At 34.2% G+C, this 18,926-nt stretch carries 22 protein-coding genes and 1 riboswitch; of the genes, 17 read left to right on the plus strand and 5 right to left on the minus strand.

The genetic code is table 11. The features are described from left to right. The first annotated feature begins 128 nt into the window (after positions 1-128). Together ACUXVC_RS06775 and cbpA are read left to right on the plus strand one after the other, a co-directional pair. Positions 129-758, plus strand: coding sequence for a class II aldolase/adducin family protein (locus ACUXVC_RS06775; protein WP_000896010.1), 630 nt, complete (start codon positions 129-131; stop codon positions 756-758). A gap of 126 nt (positions 759-884) precedes the next feature. After that, the gene (cbpA, locus tag ACUXVC_RS06780) at positions 885-1,508 is read left to right on the plus strand and encodes a cyclic di-AMP binding protein CbpA (protein WP_016082373.1); all 624 of its coding nucleotides are present in this window, start codon (positions 885-887) and stop codon (positions 1,506-1,508) included. A gap of 155 nt (positions 1,509-1,663) precedes the next feature. Here cbpA and ACUXVC_RS06785 read toward each other — a convergent pair whose 3' ends face one another. Continuing rightward, entirely contained in the window at positions 1,664-2,434 is a 771-nt protein-coding gene (locus ACUXVC_RS06785) for a divergent polysaccharide deacetylase family protein (RefSeq protein ID WP_001234111.1), read from the minus strand. 481 nt (positions 2,435-2,915) lie between these two features. Between ACUXVC_RS06785 and ACUXVC_RS06790 the strand changes: the two genes are divergently transcribed. Continuing rightward, positions 2,916-3,197, plus strand: coding sequence for an aspartyl-phosphate phosphatase Spo0E family protein (locus tag ACUXVC_RS06790; protein ID WP_000495536.1), 282 nt, complete (start codon positions 2,916-2,918; stop codon positions 3,195-3,197). A 29-nt stretch (positions 3,198-3,226) separates the two neighbouring features. On the opposite strand, the gene ACUXVC_RS06795 is transcribed toward ACUXVC_RS06790, so the two are convergent. Beyond that, positions 3,227-4,723, minus strand: a complete 1,497-nt coding sequence (locus ACUXVC_RS06795) for a DUF3149 domain-containing protein (protein ID WP_098975726.1) — start codon at positions 4,721-4,723, stop codon at positions 3,227-3,229. Between the two features lie 195 nt (positions 4,724-4,918). On the opposite strand from ACUXVC_RS06795, the gene ACUXVC_RS06800 reads away from it, so the two are divergent. The 4 genes from ACUXVC_RS06800 (at position 4,919) to ACUXVC_RS06815 (ending at position 8,111) form a co-directional block, all read left to right on the plus strand. Further along, positions 4,919-5,365: a MarR family winged helix-turn-helix transcriptional regulator gene (locus tag ACUXVC_RS06800; RefSeq protein WP_000203336.1), complete on the plus strand. Its 447-nt coding sequence runs from the start codon at positions 4,919-4,921 to the stop codon at positions 5,363-5,365. A 159-nt stretch (positions 5,366-5,524) separates the two neighbouring features. After that, positions 5,525-7,219 (plus strand): M3 family oligoendopeptidase, encoded by a 1,695-nt coding sequence (locus ACUXVC_RS06805; RefSeq protein ID WP_063546912.1) that lies wholly within the window; start codon positions 5,525-5,527, stop codon positions 7,217-7,219. 139 nt (positions 7,220-7,358) lie between these two features. Beyond that, complete coding sequence (locus ACUXVC_RS06810; RefSeq protein WP_000941977.1) at positions 7,359-7,892, plus strand: DinB family protein; 534 nt, start codon at positions 7,359-7,361, stop codon at positions 7,890-7,892. 102 nt (positions 7,893-7,994) lie between these two features. Then, positions 7,995-8,111, plus strand: coding sequence for a DUF6254 family protein (locus ACUXVC_RS06815; protein ID WP_000038355.1), 117 nt, complete (start codon positions 7,995-7,997; stop codon positions 8,109-8,111). Between the two features lie 11 nt (positions 8,112-8,122). Here the strand turns inward: ACUXVC_RS06815 and kinB are convergent, their stop codons facing one another. Beyond that, positions 8,123-9,331 carry a sporulation sensor histidine kinase KinB gene (kinB, locus tag ACUXVC_RS06820; RefSeq protein ID WP_000964151.1) on the minus strand — a complete coding sequence of 403 codons (1,209 nt, stop codon included), beginning with the start codon at positions 9,329-9,331 and terminating at the stop codon, positions 8,123-8,125. 206 nt (positions 9,332-9,537) lie between these two features. Next, a riboswitch (PreQ1 riboswitch) is annotated at positions 9,538-9,581 on the plus strand. A gap of 93 nt (positions 9,582-9,674) precedes the next feature. On the opposite strand from kinB, the gene queC reads away from it, so the two are divergent. Genes queC through queF form a run of 4 tightly spaced genes read left to right on the plus strand, consistent with a single transcriptional unit; the run spans position 9,675 to position 12,053 of the window. Then, positions 9,675-10,337, plus strand: coding sequence for a 7-cyano-7-deazaguanine synthase QueC (queC, locus tag ACUXVC_RS06825; RefSeq protein WP_000711595.1), 663 nt, complete (start codon positions 9,675-9,677; stop codon positions 10,335-10,337). Beyond that, positions 10,337-10,828 (plus strand): 6-carboxytetrahydropterin synthase QueD, encoded by a 492-nt coding sequence (queD, locus tag ACUXVC_RS06830; RefSeq protein WP_000368414.1) that lies wholly within the window; start codon positions 10,337-10,339, stop codon positions 10,826-10,828. Before queC ends, queD begins: the two co-directional genes overlap by 1 nt. Continuing rightward, a complete protein-coding gene (queE, locus tag ACUXVC_RS06835) occupies positions 10,821-11,537 on the plus strand; it encodes a 7-carboxy-7-deazaguanine synthase QueE (RefSeq protein ID WP_000036299.1) in 717 nt (238 codons plus the stop codon). Before queD ends, queE begins: the two co-directional genes overlap by 8 nt. An 18-nt stretch (positions 11,538-11,555) precedes the next feature. Then, a complete protein-coding gene (gene queF, locus ACUXVC_RS06840; RefSeq protein ID WP_001986050.1) occupies positions 11,556-12,053 on the plus strand; it encodes a preQ(1) synthase in 498 nt (165 codons plus the stop codon). A 48-nt stretch (positions 12,054-12,101) separates the two neighbouring features. Here the strand turns inward: queF and ACUXVC_RS06845 are convergent, their stop codons facing one another. Then, positions 12,102-12,287: a YkvS family protein gene (locus ACUXVC_RS06845; protein WP_001165082.1), complete on the minus strand. Its 186-nt coding sequence runs from the start codon at positions 12,285-12,287 to the stop codon at positions 12,102-12,104. 505 nt (positions 12,288-12,792) lie between these two features. On the opposite strand from ACUXVC_RS06845, the gene ACUXVC_RS06850 reads away from it, so the two are divergent. Continuing rightward, complete coding sequence (locus ACUXVC_RS06850) at positions 12,793-13,395, plus strand: hypothetical protein (RefSeq protein ID WP_000703093.1); 603 nt, start codon at positions 12,793-12,795, stop codon at positions 13,393-13,395. A gap of 35 nt (positions 13,396-13,430) precedes the next feature. On the opposite strand, the gene ACUXVC_RS06855 is transcribed toward ACUXVC_RS06850, so the two are convergent. Beyond that, positions 13,431-14,009, minus strand: a complete 579-nt coding sequence (locus ACUXVC_RS06855) for a GNAT family N-acetyltransferase (RefSeq protein WP_000619547.1) — start codon at positions 14,007-14,009, stop codon at positions 13,431-13,433. Between the two features lie 334 nt (positions 14,010-14,343). Here ACUXVC_RS06855 and ACUXVC_RS06860 point away from each other — a divergent pair, with 334 nt between their 5' ends. The 5 genes from ACUXVC_RS06860 (at position 14,344) to nrdF (ending at position 18,913) form a co-directional block, all read left to right on the plus strand. Next, positions 14,344-14,538 carry a hypothetical protein gene (locus tag ACUXVC_RS06860; RefSeq protein ID WP_000356686.1) on the plus strand — a complete coding sequence of 65 codons (195 nt, stop codon included), beginning with the start codon at positions 14,344-14,346 and terminating at the stop codon, positions 14,536-14,538. Positions 14,539-14,637: 99 nt separating this feature from the next. Continuing rightward, on the plus strand, positions 14,638-14,955 hold the full coding sequence (locus ACUXVC_RS06865) for a hypothetical protein (RefSeq protein WP_095691184.1): 318 nt from the start codon (positions 14,638-14,640) through the stop codon (positions 14,953-14,955). Between the two features lie 477 nt (positions 14,956-15,432). Next, complete coding sequence (gene nrdI, locus ACUXVC_RS06870; protein ID WP_000959447.1) at positions 15,433-15,792, plus strand: class Ib ribonucleoside-diphosphate reductase assembly flavoprotein NrdI; 360 nt, start codon at positions 15,433-15,435, stop codon at positions 15,790-15,792. Next, positions 15,779-17,863 carry a class 1b ribonucleoside-diphosphate reductase subunit alpha gene (gene nrdE, locus ACUXVC_RS06875; RefSeq protein ID WP_001215839.1) on the plus strand — a complete coding sequence of 695 codons (2,085 nt, stop codon included), beginning with the start codon at positions 15,779-15,781 and terminating at the stop codon, positions 17,861-17,863. The genes nrdI and nrdE overlap by 14 nt, the downstream gene beginning before the upstream one ends. Before the next feature lie 81 nt (positions 17,864-17,944). Beyond that, positions 17,945-18,913: a class 1b ribonucleoside-diphosphate reductase subunit beta gene (gene nrdF / locus ACUXVC_RS06880; RefSeq protein ID WP_001203025.1), complete on the plus strand. Its 969-nt coding sequence runs from the start codon at positions 17,945-17,947 to the stop codon at positions 18,911-18,913. The last annotated feature ends 13 nt before the right edge of the window (positions 18,914-18,926 follow it).

Raw genomic sequence — 18,926 nt, forward strand, 5'->3', positions numbered from 1 at the left:
CGAAACTATATTGACAAAAAAGCGTTCTCATGTGATAATTCAATTAAATTTTTAGAATAATCAAAAAATATTCCTTTTACATAGAAAGGATTCGAACCTTATATGAATATTATGCCGGGGGTGACGAAATGTTATTTTTTCTGAAGAGATGGAATGAATTAAAAGATGTGAAATCTGAATTGGCACTTCGTGATTGGTTTTATGGTACCAAAATTAGTTTATCGCTATGTACGTCAAAAGAGCCGTTAACATTCTTAGTAAATGTTGAGGGAAGAGATAAAGGGCTATTTTCGGAAGAAGATTTTATTGTCGTAAATTGCATGTGCGAGTCAGTATTTGAAAATGAAGAAAAACCAGCTGCAGAGTCATTTATGCATGCAGATATTTATAAAAAAAGTAGTGCAGGATGTATTTTACAAGTGCAGACTGTAGATAGTCATTTAATATCAGAGTTATATGGAGAAGAAGGAGAAGTAACGTTCGATAAACGCAGTGTGGAGCGTGTTTTCGGAAAAGAAGGTATAACAGAAATGACAATTCCAATTGTAGAAGATGAAAAAAAATTCGCTGATTTATTAGAAAGTAATGTTCCGAATTTCATTGAAGGTGGAGGAGTAGTTCTTGTTCATAATTACGGCATGATTGTGTGGGGGAAAACGCCAGAAGAATCAAAAAAATGGCTAGAGGGTATAGAATATTTAATGAACTATCATGTAAAGTTATTAATGATTAAGGGCGCAAGGAGCTCTGTTATATAAAAATGTATGTGATATGGATACAAGTTAATAAATAAATGAAAGCGTTTTAAAAATAATTTCACTCATAAAATATAGGTCTCCTTATTATATATAGATTACATGTTGACATGTAAGGAGGAACATATTTTGCGAGTTAAATATCATTTTCTGCCAAAGCAGCAAGTAACATTTTGCAAAATAAATGATTCTGGTGAAGAGGCACTGCAAATGATGAACGAAACGGGATTTCGAGCCATCCCGGTATTAGCAGAAGATGAGAAGAAATTCACGGGGATTATTTATAAAGTAGATTTATTAGAAAAAAAATGCAATAGCGGATTAGATCATGTAAGTGCAGGAGATATGCTTGACAATTCTAATGCATTTATTTTTGAAAAGGATTCCTTCTTCAGAGCCTTTTATGTAATTCGTCGGCTTCCGTTTTTAGCCGTGCTAAATGATTATAATGAATTTGTCGGTATGTTAACGCATTCGAATATATTTGATGTTATTGAAGATTCATTTGGTATGCGAACAGGTGGTTATATATTAACAATTGCAACACAAGATTGTAAGGGGACGATTAAAGAGCTTGGGACATTGTTAAAAGCATATAATATCGGTGGTTTGTTTACACTCGATAACGGTGATCAATATATCCGTCGGGTTATTGTAAATATATCAGATGAGTTAGATGAAAGAAGATTAAAGCAATTAATCGGAAAAATAGAGAAAAAAGGATTCAGAGTGAGTCATGTAGATTATATTTAAGTTAAAAAAGTACCTATCTGTTATATACAGATAGGTACTTTTTTGTCCCGTTATTTGTGGGCGGTAAGATCCCCACCTCAAAATTCAGTGAAAGCAATGGGGGCTTCCCGTAAAAGCCCGATTGGTGAGGGCTGGTTATATGTGAGTAATAAACTTTATTTTGAAACAGGAGGCGGGGATAATGCTAGATCAGATAAAAAAATAAAGTCTGCATGCTCACGAATTTTAGGGATAGAAGTTTCAATAACGCGTGATGTAATTTCACCTGGGGGGCCCACATGCCCGATAGCTACCATAATAGGCTTTTCTTGAATTTTTTTGATGAGTAATTGGGCTTGTTTTGAAATATGTCCTGCTGTATACACATCATCAAAAAATAGTTGGTTTTCAATAATAGGAACTCCTAATTCTTTTCCGATTTTTGGGACGACACTCTTAGGATTCGTTTTACTATCTAAGTAAAATAAACCGTGTTTTTTACAAGCAGCAAGTATAAGGCGAACAATTCTTTCATCCGCTGTTACTTTTGACCCCATATGATTGTTCATTCCAATTGCATGCGGAACTTCTTGAATAGCTTGTTCAAGTCGGTTGTTTATTTCTTCATCGCTTAAATCGGTTGTAATGGCTTTCGGCCCAAGCCATTCTTTTTTACCTTTAATAGGTTCCATTGGCATATGTATAATAACTTCATGGCCTTTCTTATGGGCAGCTATTGCATCTTCTTTTGTGGAAGGAAGAAAAGGCATAACAGCAACAGTTAGTGGAATTGGAAGTGACAACATTTGATTAGTCCCCTTCATATTATTGCCGAAATCATCAATGACAATAGCAACTTTATTCGTATGAGCAGTTGCTTGAATAGGAAATAAGAAGGACGGTAAAAACAAAACAATGATGAATAATGCAATCGTATATTTTCGCATATAAATATTTCCTTTCTCTTGTTATCCCGCTATTTGTGGGTAGTAAGACTCCCACCTCAACATTGGGCTGGATAGGTGGGAGATTCACTGCCAATAAACGCCCGATTGATGAATGCTAATAATCAGTGGGGCTGAACAAAAAACACTGATGAAAGTTTCACTTTATCAATCATCATTATGTTTTGCTTTTTTATATAAATTAAACAAAAAATGTCGAAGAAAAGTAGGTGGAAAATTAAGAATCCCCGGTTTACGTAGAATTTATAAAAAAAGAAGATGAAAAAAATGTCTATTATTGCGAATGTATTTACAAAGATAGAATAATTTGTAATAATTCTCAAAGTGAGGGTAAAGATTTGTAAATTACAGGGAGAAAATGTTAAATTTTCTGATTCTTCAAATTTGCATATGATTAAGTAGTTAAAAAAATTCAATGGAGAAGTGAAGTTAAGAGCATGGAAGTATAATAAGGGGGATATGGATGTTTACTGTAAAAAGGAAGTACACATTAGAAAAGCTTTCACGTGATATTCATATGAAACGTGAAGAAATGATTCAACTAGGATTAACAAGTGGGCTAAATAGTAGGGAGACAATTCAAGTTAGTCAAGAATTGGACAAGCTTATTTTACAATATCAATGTTATAAAGAAAAACAAACACCGAAATGGTTTTCAATTATAAAAATACCTATTTTCCAAATCGGGTATGAAGGAAAATCAAATAATTTTTGGCGAATGCTTGTGGCTGGTTTTATGAAATAAGTATAATTACCCTTATAGGATAAGGATAATTATACTATGTGTAACGGAATTTCGATATGAACTGTCGTTCCTTCATTTTCTGTACTGTCGATAAAAATATGCCCATTATACATCTCTACAATTCGTTTACATATGACAAGTCCAAGACCTGTTCCAGTATCTTTATTAGTAAAGAACGGATGAAAGAGGTGTTTTTGAATATGTTGTGGAATCCCTTTCCCAGTATCTATAATCTGCAATTGTGCATGTGTTTCATTGTTTTTTACTACAATGGTTAGTGTATCACTAGAAGTCATAGCCTCAATTGCATTTTTTGTAATGTTTAAAACCACTTGTTTCATATGGTCTTTCGAACAACGGATATGAACAGGATGGTCTGGCAAATGTAAATGGAATACAATGTTATGTAAATTCGCCTCAGATTGAATAATTAATGCTACCTCATTTAGAATTGTTCTTACATCATATGTTTGTTCGATGATGGCGGTTGGCTTTCCGAGAATAAGAAATTCACTTACAATTTCATTGATTCGCTCTATTTCTTGTTCAATTACGGAAAAGTAGAACTGATCTTGTTCATCTTTATATTTCTCTTTTAATAGAGCGACGAGTCCTTTAATTCCAGTAAGAGGATTACGGATTTCGTGTGCTGTACTTGCTGCAAAAGTTCCAACTAATTCAATTTTCTGTAGTTCGTTTTGTTGTCTTTCAAGTTTTGTTTGACGTTTTAACAACATATATTGAGCAAGTAAAAATAAAATAGATATTAAAAATAAAGTAGCGATACACTCTATTGCAACCCACTGGTATAAGGTTTTCTGATGAATAGGTAATGGAGAAACAGAGACCTTCCAATTTAATCTTTGGAGTGGGGTAGTAAGCATATTAGAATGCGTATCACTTGTGTCGTTATTATCATCGGTTAGAAAAACTACATCATGTTTATCAGTTACCTCAAAATGGTATTGTGGTTTAATGGCATTTAAAGAAGATGAAATGTAATCAAAGCGTAAACTAGCTAATAATAATCCTGAGAGCTCTTTCTGTTTATTGAATATGGGGGTAGCAATCATAATAGCTTTATGTCCAAGAACGCGATCAGTAATGACTGATGATACAGTGGTTTTTTTAGTTTGTAGCACGTCTTGAATATATTTACGGTCTGAAACATCTATAGGCTTTGATTCATCTTCAGATGAGATTGTAATGACCCCTTCTGGTGTAGCGTAATATAAACCAGAGAAGCGTGCATCGTTCCCATCTGTATCATGTACAATTTGTTTAATGCCGTTTATATTACCAGTCTCGGTGCCTACAACTTTTGCAAGCATGTCTAAAGCAGAAATTGCTTCACCAAGATGATGATCTAAATAATCTCTATATAAAAAGAGAACTGTATGAGCGGATAATTTGTTTTCCTGTTTCATTTTATATGTATGATACGAATAAAATGTAGCACCAATCCCTATTGTCGGTAGGATAACAAGCAATATATATATAATTATGCTTTGGAATTTGACTTTCAAATGTGGTACTCCTTCTTTTTTTATTATCATTATATATAAACTATGTTAAAATTGTCATGTTTTTATTCAAGAATGATTCTTAATATATTAGGGGAGAGGAAATGGATGAGTGAATGCTCATTCGGAATTCACATGAAGTATGAAGTGGCATTTTCTTTTTATTGCTGAGAATTTAAGTGAAGGGTTGAAAGTTGTATGACATCAAATAATGAACGAGAAGATATTTCTCAATCTTTAAAAGTATTTATTGCATTATCTCGTGTACATCGTTCTGTTATGGATACTACAAATAAATCTATACAAAGTAACGGGTTAAATCCAACTGAATTTGCTGTATTAGAACTGCTATATCATAAAGGCGGTCAACCACTCCAGCAAATTGGTGAGCGCATTTTAATAGCCAGTGGCAGCATTACATATGTTGTAGATAAGCTGGAGAAAAAGGGATTAGTAAAGAGAATCCCATGTCCGAATGACAGACGTGTTATTTACGCGCAATTAACTGAGTCTGGCGAGAACTTTATTGCTTCTATTTTTCCGGGGCATGAGAAAGTTATACATCAGTCTTTTGAAATGTTAACGAAAGATGAAAAAGATGAATTACTTGATCTATTAAAAAAAATTGGGAAGTATGAAAAATAATAATATGTTCCAAAGGAGCTTTGGATAAATAAATCCAGGGCTTTTTTATTTGCAATGAACTCAGAGTAGTCACTGCCGAATTTTGTTGAAAATTAAGAGGGAATTCGAGAATACGTATTGAATTATAATAAAGGTATGTAATGGAGAGGAGGCTCGTTCATGTCATTTAAAGACTATGAATATAAACGCCCAAATATTGAAGAGTTAAAAGAGAAATTTACTGTTGCTTTAGAGAAGTTTGATAACGCAAAAACTGTAGAAGAACAAAAACAAGTCATTCATTCAATTAATGAAATTCGCAACGATTTTGGTACAATGGGAAACCTTTGTTACATTCGCCATTCTGTTGATACGACGGATACTTTTTATAAGGAGGAGCAGGATTTCTTTGATGAATTCTCTCCAGTTGTACAAGGATATGGTACAAAATATTATAAGGCACTTATTAATTCTCCATTTCGTGAAGAATTAGAGGCGTATTATGGAAAACAATTATTTGCTCTAGCAGAATGTGATTTAAAAACATATTCAGATGAAGTCGTGAAAGATTTACAATTAGAAAATAAATTATCGTCGCAATATACACAGTTATTAGCATCCGCAAAAATTGACTTTGCTGGAGAAGAAAGAACGTTATCGCAATTGATTCCGTTTATGCAAGGAAAAGAAAGAAGCGAACGTAAAGCAGCAAGTGAAGCATACTACGGATTTTTAGCTGGAAATGAGGAAGAACTAGATCGTATTTATGATGAGCTTGTTAAAGTGAGAACGAAAATCGCAAAATCTTTAGGTTTCAAAACCTTTGTTGAACTTGGATATGCAAGAATGTACCGTACAGATTATAATGCGGAGATGGTGGCTAATTACCGTCAGCAAGTGCTGGATTATATCGTTCCCGTTACAACGGAATTAAGAAAGCGACAACAAGCACGTATCGGTGTAGAGAAGTTAGCTTATTACGACGAAAACTTTGAGTTTGCTACAGGTAACCCAACTCCAAAAGGAGATGCGGATTGGATTGTTGATCATGGAAAGACGATGTATAAAGAGTTATCGGCTGAAACAGATGAATTTTTCAATTTCATGCTAGATAACGATTTATTAGATTTAGTTGCGAAAAAAGGAAAAGCTGGTGGCGGATATTGTACATATATTGAGAATTATAAAGCGCCGTTTATTTTCTCAAACTTCAATGGAACATCTGGTGACATTGATGTATTAACACATGAAGCAGGTCATGCTTTCCAAGTATATGAAAGTCGTAAATTTGAAATTCCAGAATATAATTGGCCAACATATGAGGCATGTGAAATCCACTCTATGAGTATGGAATTCTTTACATGGCCATGGATGAAGCTATTCTTTGAAGAAGATGCAGATAAATATTACTTCTCTCACTTAAGTTCAGCACTTCTGTTTTTACCTTATGGTGTATCTGTTGATGAATATCAACATTATGTATATGAAAATCCTGAAGCATCACCTGAAGAGCGTAAGACAGCGTGGCGTAACATAGAGAAGAAATATTTACCGCATCGTGATTATGAGGATAATGATTATTTAGAGCGCGGTGGTTTTTGGCAACGTCAAGGGCATATTTATAGCTCACCTTTCTATTATATTGATTACACGCTTGCTCAAATTTGTGCGCTACAATTTTGGAAACGTGCAAGAGATAATAGACAAGAGGCATGGGAAGATTATGTGAATCTGTGCCAACAAGGTGGAAGTAAATCGTTCTTAGAATTAGTAGAAGTTGCAAATTTAACATCACCATTTGCTGAAGGCTGTGTGAAAAGTGTTATTACAGAAATTGAAGCATGGTTACATGCGATTGACGACACAAAATTGTAAAAAACATGCGCTTTTTTTCACATGTTTAACATCGACATAATGGGAAAATGATGAGATAATAAAAGAAAATTCAGAATACTAAAGAGGTGTTTCTAATAAGGAGCACCTCTTTTCACCAACAAAAAGGGGGGAAAGAAGTATGCTTCAATCTAATATGGATGTGAGTTTAGAAAGTTTAGTAAGCTCATTACAGTCTACTCGAAGCACGCTATTATCAGAAATTGAAATGTTAAATGATACAGAAGTGAATGTAAAGCCACGCCGTGATAAATGGAGTATTATTCAAATTTTACACCACTTGCATTTAGTTGAACAATCTGTCACGTCTGCCCTTGTATATGCTTTACAAAAAAATGAAAGAAACATGACTCCATTTAAAGACCTCCAACTTACGCTTGATCGCACACATAAACGAGAAGCTCCTCAGCAAATGCAACCAACAGAAACTTTAATGAAAAAACAGCAAGGAATTCAATTACTAGAACATTCACGACAAGAACTATTACATGCGCTTCATAGTGTTATAGATGAAAAAGATCTATTTGAAAATGGATTAAAGCATCCTGTTTTTAATGATCTGAATTTGTATCAATGGGTTCAATTTCTTGATTTGCATGAACAAAGACATCTTACGCAATTAAAAGAGGCGAAACATGCAATTTTGCAGCGCTAAAGTGGAAGAAGTGGGAAACCACTTCTTTTTTTGATACGTGCATAGTTTTCTTTCTTATTTTGGAATACTACATGGAGAAAGAAAAGAAGGAGTTGAAAAAATATGTCTAAGAAGAAGCGAGAAGAAGAGCGCGCCTGGAAAGCGCGTAAAGAAAATCAACAACCGCACGGAAAAGTGAAAGCTTTTGCTGAATTAGTTGAAGGAACAGAAAAAACGTGATGATTATTTCATCACGTTTTTTGTATGAGTGGAAAAGTTAATAAAAAGGTTGTACCGATTCCTTTTTCACTTATAATATCAATTTTTCCATTCATAGCTTGAACAACACTGAATACGACCATCATTCCAAGTCCAGTGCCTTTTTCTTTCGTTGAATAGAAAGGCGAGCCAAGACGTTTTACTTGTTCTGAATCCATACCGACTCCTGTATCTTTTATATATAACTGAATATGCTTATGATCAGGAACTAATGTGAAATAAAGATCACCGCCTTTTGGCATAGCCTCAATGCAATTTTTTAAAATATTTAATAAACATTGATTTAGTTTTTGCTTTTCTCCAGCGATAAAAAAAGAAGTGCTTTGCTTTATATAATGAGTACGTACATTTGTTAAATTAGCAAGCGGTGTAATTAACGACAATGCATGTAGTAATTCTTCTTCTAACTGTAATGTTTGTTCTTTTTCAATGCTTGGTTTAGCAAAGGTTAAATAATCTGTAAGAACATGATTTGCTTGTTCAATGCCGTTAATGGCAATGTCGATATATAATTTTCGTTCCTGCTCAGTGCATGTATCTGATTGTAACAGTTGTAAAAACCCTTTTGTTGAAGTTAATGGATTGCGAATTTCATGAGAGATAGACGCTGCCATTTCACCAATTAAATGAAATTTTTCAGCATTTATAAGTTCGTTTTGGAGACGAACTTGAGTTTGTAATATGTGTAGTAAATATAAAATTAGAATCGTACCAAGCATTGAACATAACTCATACACAATAATATGCGGTATATAATCAGTCTTATTTGTAACCTTTGAAAGGAAGAAGGGTATCCAACTAAATCCGTATGTGAGACTGTAGATAATAGCAAGTGTTATTTTTATACGATTAGAAGTTCGATTGAAAAATTTATATGTTAATAGTAGAACAATAAATAGAAGAACAGAACCGATAAGAGATGGGAAAACACCGATCCCACCTAATAATAAGCGATATATGTTTAATACAACTAAGATAGAACCACCAGCAATAGGCCCTCCCGTTAATGTACCGACAATTAATACAATATGGCGCATATCAAATTGAAAACCATTATTTGTTTTTGCTGCAAATGTAATACAGAGTACGGTAGCGAGGCAACAGAGTACAATGAATATAGCTGAATTTAATTTAGGAGAGCGTTTCCCTTTTTGATTCCAAAATAAATGATATACGAGCATTGTAATCAGGATGAATAATATATTTAAAAAGAGATAAATAATAAAGGATTTCAGTGGGATGCCTCCTCTCTTCTTATATTAAATTAATCATACTATAAAATGAAAGAAATGAAATGATAAATAGCGGAAAAATCAGAAATTTTTACGCTAGTATACAATATGTTACAATAAGCTGTGTCAATGAAAGAAGAAATTCCGTGCACCGCGCGGGAGAGGTTCGCGAACTCCCTCTATAAAAAACTATGGAAACAACAATATCCTTAGGTATTGTTTTGTTTTTTTATTGTGACAGTTCAAGAACGTTCTTTCTTCTTATTTATAGTAGAGAAGGAGAATGAGTGAAATGAAAAAAGAAAAAGCAGTTGTTGTTTTTAGTGGAGGACAAGATAGTACGACATGTTTATTTTGGGCAATAGAGCAGTTTGCAGAGGTAGAAGCTGTAACATTTAATTACAATCAACGTCATAAGCTAGAAATTGATTGTGCAGCGGAAATTGCAAAAGAGCTAGGAATAAAGCATACGGTACTAGATATGAGTCTATTAAATCAACTTGCTCCAAATGCGTTAACGAGAACGGATATGGAGATTACACATGAAGAAGGTGAATTGCCATCGACATTTGTAGATGGACGAAATTTACTCTTCCTATCATTTGCTGCTGTATTAGCAAAACAAGTTGGAGCACGTCATATTGTAACAGGTGTATGTGAAACTGATTTCAGTGGTTATCCAGACTGCCGTGACGTGTTTGTGAAATCGTTAAACGTTACTTTAAATTTATCTATGGATTACCCGTTTGTCATTCACACGCCACTTATGTGGATTGATAAAGCTGAAACATGGAAATTATCAGATGAACTTGGAGCATTTGAGTTTGTTCGGGAAAAAACATTAACATGTTATAACGGAATCATTGGTGATGGTTGCGGTGAATGTCCAGCATGTCAACTTCGTAAAGCAGGATTAGATACGTACCTACAGGAACGCGAAGGAGCGAACAACTAATGGATAACTTTTTTGGATTTCGCATCGTAGAGAATTTGCAAAAAATGGACAAGGATATTCAGCGTAAACAACTCAAATACCATAATAAAAGAGTAATGGTCAGCAAGGAATTTACATTTGATGCAGCACACCATTTACACTGTTATGAAGGGAAATGTAAAAACTTACATGGTCACACATATAAAGTTGTATTTGGAATTAGTGGATATGTAAATGAAATAGGTCTTGCAATTGACTTTGGAGATATAAAAGAAATTTGGAAGAATGAAATCGAAATTTATTTAGATCATCGTTATTTAAACGAAACGTTACCTGCAATGAATACGACTGCTGAAAATATGGTCGTTTGGATTTATGAAAAGATGGCAGAAGCACTAACAAAAGAAAATCGAGTGAACGAATATAAAGGAGCTCGCGTTGAATTTGTTCGTCTATTTGAGACGCCGACTAGTTATGCGGAAGTAAGACGGGAGTGGATGCTTGATGAGTAAAATCCCTGTCTTAGAAATATTCGGTCCGACTATTCAAGGTGAAGGAATGGTTGTAGGGCAAAAGACAATGTTTATCCGTACAGCTGGTTGTGATTATAGCTGTGCTTGGTGTGATTCTGCTTTTACGTGGGATGGATCAGCTAAAGATCAAATTAGACAGATGACACCAGAAGATATTTGGGATGAGCTTGTTGCAATTGGAGGAGAAAATTTTTCTCATGTTACGATTTCAGGCGGAAATCCGGCATTACTGAAAAATATTGAGTTTCTTCTTTCAATATTAAAAGAAAATGGAATGCGAACGGCAATTGAAACGCAAGGGAGTAAATGGCAAGATTGGTTACTTCAAATTGATGAGGTAACAATTTCTCCAAAACCACCAAGTTCGACGATGAAAACAGATTTTCAGAAGTTAGATGCTATTATTCAGAAACTAGCAGGAAAAGATATTAGTTTAAAAGTAGTAGTATTCGATGATCATGATTTTGAATATGCAGTTAAGATGCACGAACGTTATCCAGGTGTACCATTTTTCCTGCAAGTAGGAAACGATGATACAAAAACAGTGGATGATGCGATGCTTATTAAAAAATTATTAGATAAGTATGAGTGGCTGATTGATAAAGCTGTAAATTGTAAAGAGATGAATGATGCAAAAGTATTGCCTCAGCTTCATGCGTTAGTATGGGGAAATAAACGCGGCGTATAACGAGAAGGGATGTTTAAAATGACTGGAAGATTAGATGAAGATTTAAAAGATGTAACATTATTAGGAAATCAAAATACAAAATATTTATTTGAATATAGCCCAGAAATATTAGAGGTATTTGATAATAATCATCCAAACCGTGATTATTTTGTAAAATTCAATTGTCCTGAATTTACAAGTTTATGTCCGAAAACAGGACAACCAGATTTTGCAACAATTTATATTAGCTATATTCCAGAGCAAAAAATGGTAGAGAGTAAATCTTTAAAGTTGTATTTATTTAGTTTCCGCAATCATGGTGATTTCCACGAAGATTGCATGAACGTTATTATGAACGATTTAATTAAATTAATGGATCCACGTTACATTGAGGTATGGGGGAAATTCACACCACGTGGTGGCATTTCAATTGATCCATACTGCAACTACGGTCGCCCAGGGACGAAGTATGAACAAATGGCTGACTACCGCATGATGAACCACGATCTATATCCGGAAACAATTGATAATCGTTAATAGAAAGAAAGGGCCTGTATACTATACAGGCCCTTTCTTTCTATTATATTATGCATTTTGATTAATGACAGTATAGTTTTTATGACTTACAACTGTAAGAGGTTCCATATCTAGTTCTCTAAAATTCTTCATAATTGTTATATCAACAATAACAGAGTTTTGATTTACTTTTTGAACACGGCCTTGCATTCCACCTTTAAATTCGATGATATCTCCAGTTTCTGCGATCTGCATAAGCAACTCTCCTTGTTACAGTTTTCCCAAAAAAAGAATAAATTTGGTTTTTTTTTATTTCCTCCTATTTTGAACCATATTTCCTACTTTGTAAATGTTTCCAAAGTAAAAATTCGAAAAATATTCACTTTTTGTAAGAAAATATGTAGAAAATCCATGTTATTTGAAAAAAATAGCAAAAATGCGGGAATCTTTATATCGAGGTATAATGAAAAAGTAGAATAACCTGCTGAAGTGGGAGAAATTAGAGGCGGTAAAATGATGTTTGAATTTGTGGGGAGTGTTATAGCTTTAATTTTATTTTTATTTTCTTATATGCATTTAAAAAAGATTCGTCAATATGATACGAGTACATATTTTGATGGGATGGATGGTATCCATGCTTCGATAACGCATGATAGTGGTGGGGAGATGTAAAGGTATATGACTTTCTTTTCTTGCGTGGTATGATGTTTAGAACTAGTGCATAATAGAGTTCGTAAGTGATGAATGGAGAGTGAAAAGAATGAAGATTTCTTTTATTCGTCATGGTTGTTTAGGTCGTATAAGAGAACCGATGACAATTAATTCATTTCACGAATGGATGAAACAGTATGATTCCGAGTCAATGATACAAAAAGCTAAAATGCCGATAGAAACAATAGAGGCAATTGAAGCAGCGAAATTTGTCTTAACAAGTGATCAAAGGCGTGCTGTACAATCAGCAGCTGAATTAACGGATTCTTTATCTTTTATGCAAAACTCTCTTTTTAGAGAAGCTGAAGTTCCTTCATACTTTTTTGCTCCGAAGTGGTTGAAATGCACAATTAAGGTATGGATGTTCATTGGGCGCACATTATGGATACTTGGCTACCATAAAGATGTTGAGTCTTATAAGGAAGTAAGAGAGAGGGCAAGGCAAGCGGCTTACCTGTTACATCGTTATGCTCTCGTACATGGAAGTATTGCTCTTGTAGGTCATAATTATTTTAATTCGATGATTGGAACGGAGCTGAGGGCAATGGGATGGTCTGGTTCTCCTATTTTGCATAGAAAGCCATGGGGATGTACAACATATACGTTTCACGAGGCGATGGATGGAAATATATTAAATACGAATTTAACATAAAAGCACACGATTTATATAAATCGTGTGCTTTCTTTTTAAGATATAGAAATTTTGACGTTTAATGGTTTTACGAGATGAGCATAAGGTTCGCCTACTAGCATAACAATTTCATCTTTTTTATAACCTAACTTTTCGTATAGTGAATAGGCGCGTGTGTTTTCTAAATTAACAAGTAAAGCGATTTTTTCATGCCCTTTTTCAGTTGCATAGATTTCGGCAGCTTCAATTAATTTAGAACCAATACCTTTTCCACCGTGTGCACTTGAAACTGATAATGTATCAATGTAATACTCATCAAGCTCAGCTTCTTTTTCTAACGTAATCGATTCATCTTTATGTAATTCTCTTAAGTGATGTACAATTGGTGCGTCAAGCTGTGTTGCTTCACTACCGTGATAAGCGACAATAATTCCAACTGCACTCTCGTCTTGTTCATAAATAAAACAGTTTTCGTAGCTCAGACGGTTATTTTCTTTTGAGAACCATGTCTCAAGTCCTAGTAATACTTCTGCTTCAACTGTGCTACCTGTGATTTTTTCAGCAATTTCATGCAGAGCATTATACAATAAAGGAGCTATTGCCATTGCATCTGTCTTTTTTGCTTTCCGAATCATAGTATCCCTCCTAGTTCTATTTGTATATTGTAGCATAGTGGTATGGAACTTTGCATAATTGAATGCCGAAATGTTTGATATAGAGAAGTAGCTATGTTAGTATATGATATTTAGTGGACATATAGTAAAACGATATTGTTTGCGAAATAACGAAAATAAAATCATGGCATAACAACAAGATAAAGTGAAATGTTAATCAGTAAGATTTTTTGTTTATTCCACGACTGATTAGTAGTCAACACCAATCGGACTACCCGCAAATAGCGGGATAATTTTACAGTTGTTGACCTATAGAATATACGATAGAATAAAATATTGCAGAGAGGTGAAATACATGGATAAAGAATTAGCAAATACAATTTTAGATCAGCTGAAAAATGGTGAAATAACGGAGTATGTTGTTACGAAAGATGTATTTTATACGTTCAGAGAAGTTGTTGTAAATAGAGAAGACTTTAAGCATTTCATTGGTAACGCACAGCGAGGCGGGCAAGTGATTTATACATATTCAGAAACGCCACGTTCATAAAGGGGAATTTTGATCAGCAGGGCATCCCTCACTGATTAGTAACCTTCACCAACTGGACGTTTAATGTGGGATAAATAAAAGATAAAGGAGAGGGGAATTATGGGCGATTTTAAACAAGGCATTTTACCACATTGGGATTATATGTGGAAAGATAGAGCCGGCAATAGATTTATGGGAATGGTTATGTATTCAGAGAAACGAAAATGTTCAGCAAAAATGCTTCAGAAAATAAAAAGAGCATATGAAGAAGCGATAGAAATTAAAGTAACTGTACAAGTTCAACATACATATCAGTATGTTGAAGGAATGATTGTATACTTTGATGAAGAGGCTCCTGTATGTACAATGCTTGATAAAGATGAAAATCCACATCATATATTTGTAAAAGATATTTTGCGTATTGAGCACTCTGAATAAACTTTTCATAAATAAATTGAAGTTCCATAATAATAATCTTTTTCTATAATAGTTATCTTTTAGTATGTAACGAGAGACGAAAGTATATGTATAATATATTTAATAAGGTAAATTTGATAAATGTAATCGTTTTTTAGAGCAGATTATCGTTTCATATCTGTTCTTTTTTGCGTGATGCTGGAGAAATATATTTCTTCAGCATCTACCGTTTTATGACAAAATATATTGTTAACTTTTTTAAAAATAAGGTTAAATTCGTTGACAACTTTTTTGAAAAGCACTTTATTGACATGAGTTTTAGAATGTTGTTTCATAGTCATTGTATTGAAAAAAAACGGCTATCATGTCGAAAAGTAAAAGTTAAAAAAAGAAAGAATTTATACATATATCTTGTGTCTTATTTTGAAACGTAATACAATATATAGAGAAATCAAGAACAACATATAGAGAATATAGATTTGAGAGGGAGGGTCGGAAATGTTAGTTGCATATGATTCTATGACAGGAAACGTGAAGCGTTTCATTCACAAATTAAATATGCCGGCCGTTCAAATTGATGAAGATCTAGTAATAGATGAAGACTTTATTCTTATTACGTATACAACAGGTTTTGGCAATGTACCAGAACGTGTTTTAGACTTTTTAGAGCGCAATAATGAAAAATTAAAAGGCGTATCTGCAAGCGGCAATCGTAACTGGGGAGACATGTTCGGTGCAAGTGCTGACAAGATTTCTACTAAATATGAAGTGCCTATTGTATCAAAATTTGAGTTATCTGGAACAAATAACGATGTAGAATATTTTAAGGAAAGGGTGCGGGAGATTGCGACACATTGAACTGAATAATGAAATCACGCAAATGCAGGACGGTTTTTATCAGCTTCATAAAGATAAAGAGGCATTAGAAGTCTTTATGGAAGAAGCTAGAGAGAATACCGTTCCTTTTAATAGCGTGGCAGAGCGAATGGAGTATATGAAAGAACATGATTACTATTACAACGTTCTGGACGAGTATAGCTTGGAGGAAGTAGAGGAAGTATATAACATCGCTTATGGTGAAAACTTCGAGTTCCAATCTTATATGGCAGCATCTAAGTTCTACAAAGATTATGCGTTAAAAACGAATGATCAAAAACAATACTTAGAAAGCTATGAAGATCGTGTAGCAATTGTTTCATTATACTTAGGACGCGGTGATGTTTCGAAGGCAAGACAATTCGCAAGCATGATTGTAAAACAAAACTACCAACCAGCGACACCAACCTTTTTAAATGCGGGAAGAAGCAGAAGAGGAGAAATGGTGTCTTGTTTCTTGTTAGAGATGGACGATAGCTTAAATTCGATCGGCTTTAACATTAATACTGCGATGCAATTATCGAAAATCGGCGGGGGAGTAGCTTTAAACTTATCTAAGCTACGCGCACGTGGTGAGCAAATTAAAGGTATCGACAACGCTGCAAGTGGTGTAGTACCTGTTATGAAATTGCTTGAAGATTCGTTTTCATATGCGAATCAACTTGGCCAACGAAAAGGTGCCGGTGCAGTATATTTAAACATTTTCCATTGGGATATTATTGAATTCCTTGATACAAAAAAAATAAATGCCGATGAGAAGAGCCGTATTCAGTCTCTATCAATCGGAATTATCGTTCCAAGTAAGTTCTTTGAGCTTGCTGAGAAAAATGAGCCTTTCCATGTTTTCGCACCTTATACGGTTTATAAAGAATATGGCAAGCACTTAGATGATATTGATATTGATGAAATGTACGATGAATTAATGAGCAATCCGAAAGTGAAGAAGAAGCCACTAGATATTAGTGCACGTGATATGCTTATTAAAATCGCTATGATTCAGCTTGAGTCTGGTTACCCATACTTAATGTTTAAATCAAATGCAAATAATCAACATCCATTGAAGGATATTGGAACTGTGAAGATGTCGAACTTATGTACAGAAATCTTCCAGCTTCAAGAAACTTCAGAAATAAATGATTACGGCACAGATGACATTATCCGTCGTGATATTAACTGTAACTTAGGATCGTTAAATATCGTAAACGTAATGGAAAATAAAGAAATTCGTGAAGCAGTTCATGCGGGAATGGAAGCTTTAACAGCTGTTTCTGATATGACGATCATTCCGAATGCACCAACTGTGAAAAAAGCAAATGATGAGCTTCATTCAGTTGGACTTGGAGCAATGAACTTACACGGATATTTAGCAAAAAATAAAATCGCTTATGAAAGTGCAGAAGCGAAAGAATTCGCTCGTACATTCTTTATGATGTTAAATTACTACTCTATTGAGAAAAGTATGGAAATCGCTACAGAAAAAGGCGAGACATTTAAAGACTTCGATAAATCTGATTATGCGAATGGCACATACTTTGAAAAGTATGAAACGACAGATTACAGCCCAGTAACTGAAAAAGTTCAGCAACTATTTGAAGGAATTCATATTCCAACAAAAGAAGATTGGACAAGTTTAAAAGAGCAAGTGCAAAAGAATGGTTTATACAACTCATATCGTCTTGCCATTGCTCCAACACAATCAATCAGTTACGTTCAAAATGCAACTTCAAGCGTAATGCCGATCGTAAGTCAAATCGAATCAAGAACATATGCGAACGCGACAACATATTATCCAATGCCATATTTATCAAAAGATACGTTCTGGTACTATAAATCTTCTTACGATATGAATCAGTTTAAATTAATTGATTTAATCGCAGAAATTCAAGAACATATTGACCAAGGAATTAGTACAATTCTTTACGTTAATAGTGATATTTCAACACGTGAATTAGCACGTTACTACATCTATGCACATAAAAAAGGCTTAAAGAGTCTGTATTATACGAGAACACGTAAATTAAGCGTGGAAGAGTGTGTGGCTTGTACCGTTTAATATAAAAAGTGAGACATGATGAGCAGGGTTTTCTGAACCCTGCTCATGCTTAGTTATCATATTTAGAGAAGGGGCGATTTAATGCGTGCGGTAAACTGGAACAAAAAAGAAGATGATTTTAGTTTAATGTTTTGGAAGCAAAACATCGCTCAGTTTTGGACAGAAGAAGAAATTGCGGTTTCGTCTGACAAAAATACTTGGGTGCAATTATCGAAAGAAGAGCAAATTGCTTATAAGCGTGTATTAGGTGGTTTAACACTTTTAGATACGAAACAAGGTGGCGAAGGAATGCCACTTGTACTTGTTCATCTTGAAAATTTACAAGCGAAAAGTGTATTAGCTTTCATGGGAGCTATGGAAGAAGTACATGCGAAGAGTTACAGTCATATCTTTACAACGTTAGCTACTGAAGAAGAAATTGATGATATTTTTGACTGGGTAGACAATCATCCGTTACTTGAGAAAAAGGCCGGTATTATTACTGGTTACTATCGTCGTTTGTTAAAGCCTGAAGTAACGAAAAAAGAGCTATATATGGCAATGGTAGCAAGTGTGTTCTTAGAAAGTTATTTATTCTATAGTGGATTCTTCTATCCGCTTTACTTAGCTGGTCAAGGAAAACTAACAGCAAGTGGTGAGATTATTAACTTGATAATTCGTGATGAGTCAATTCACGGCGTATTCGTCGGTATTTTAGCACAACAAATCTTCGCAGAACTTTCTGCAGAAGAGCAACAAGAAGTGCAAAAAGAAACACAAGAGTTATTAATGGAACTATATGAAATTGAAATGGCCTATACAGAAGAAATTTACACTTCTATCGGTCTTGTAGAAGATGTAAATCGTTTCGTTCGTTACAATGCAAATAAAGGGCTTATGAACTTAGGACTTGAGCCGAAGTTTGAAGAAGAAGAAATTAACCCAATCGTTTTAAATGGTTTACGTACAGATACGAAAAACCATGATTTCTTTTCTGTAAAAGGAAATGGTTACGTAAAAGCAACGAACGTTGAAAAGTTAGCTGACGATGACTTCGTGTTTAACTTTTAATATAGGATTATAA

Source organism: Bacillus sp. N6 (assembly GCF_052805735.1).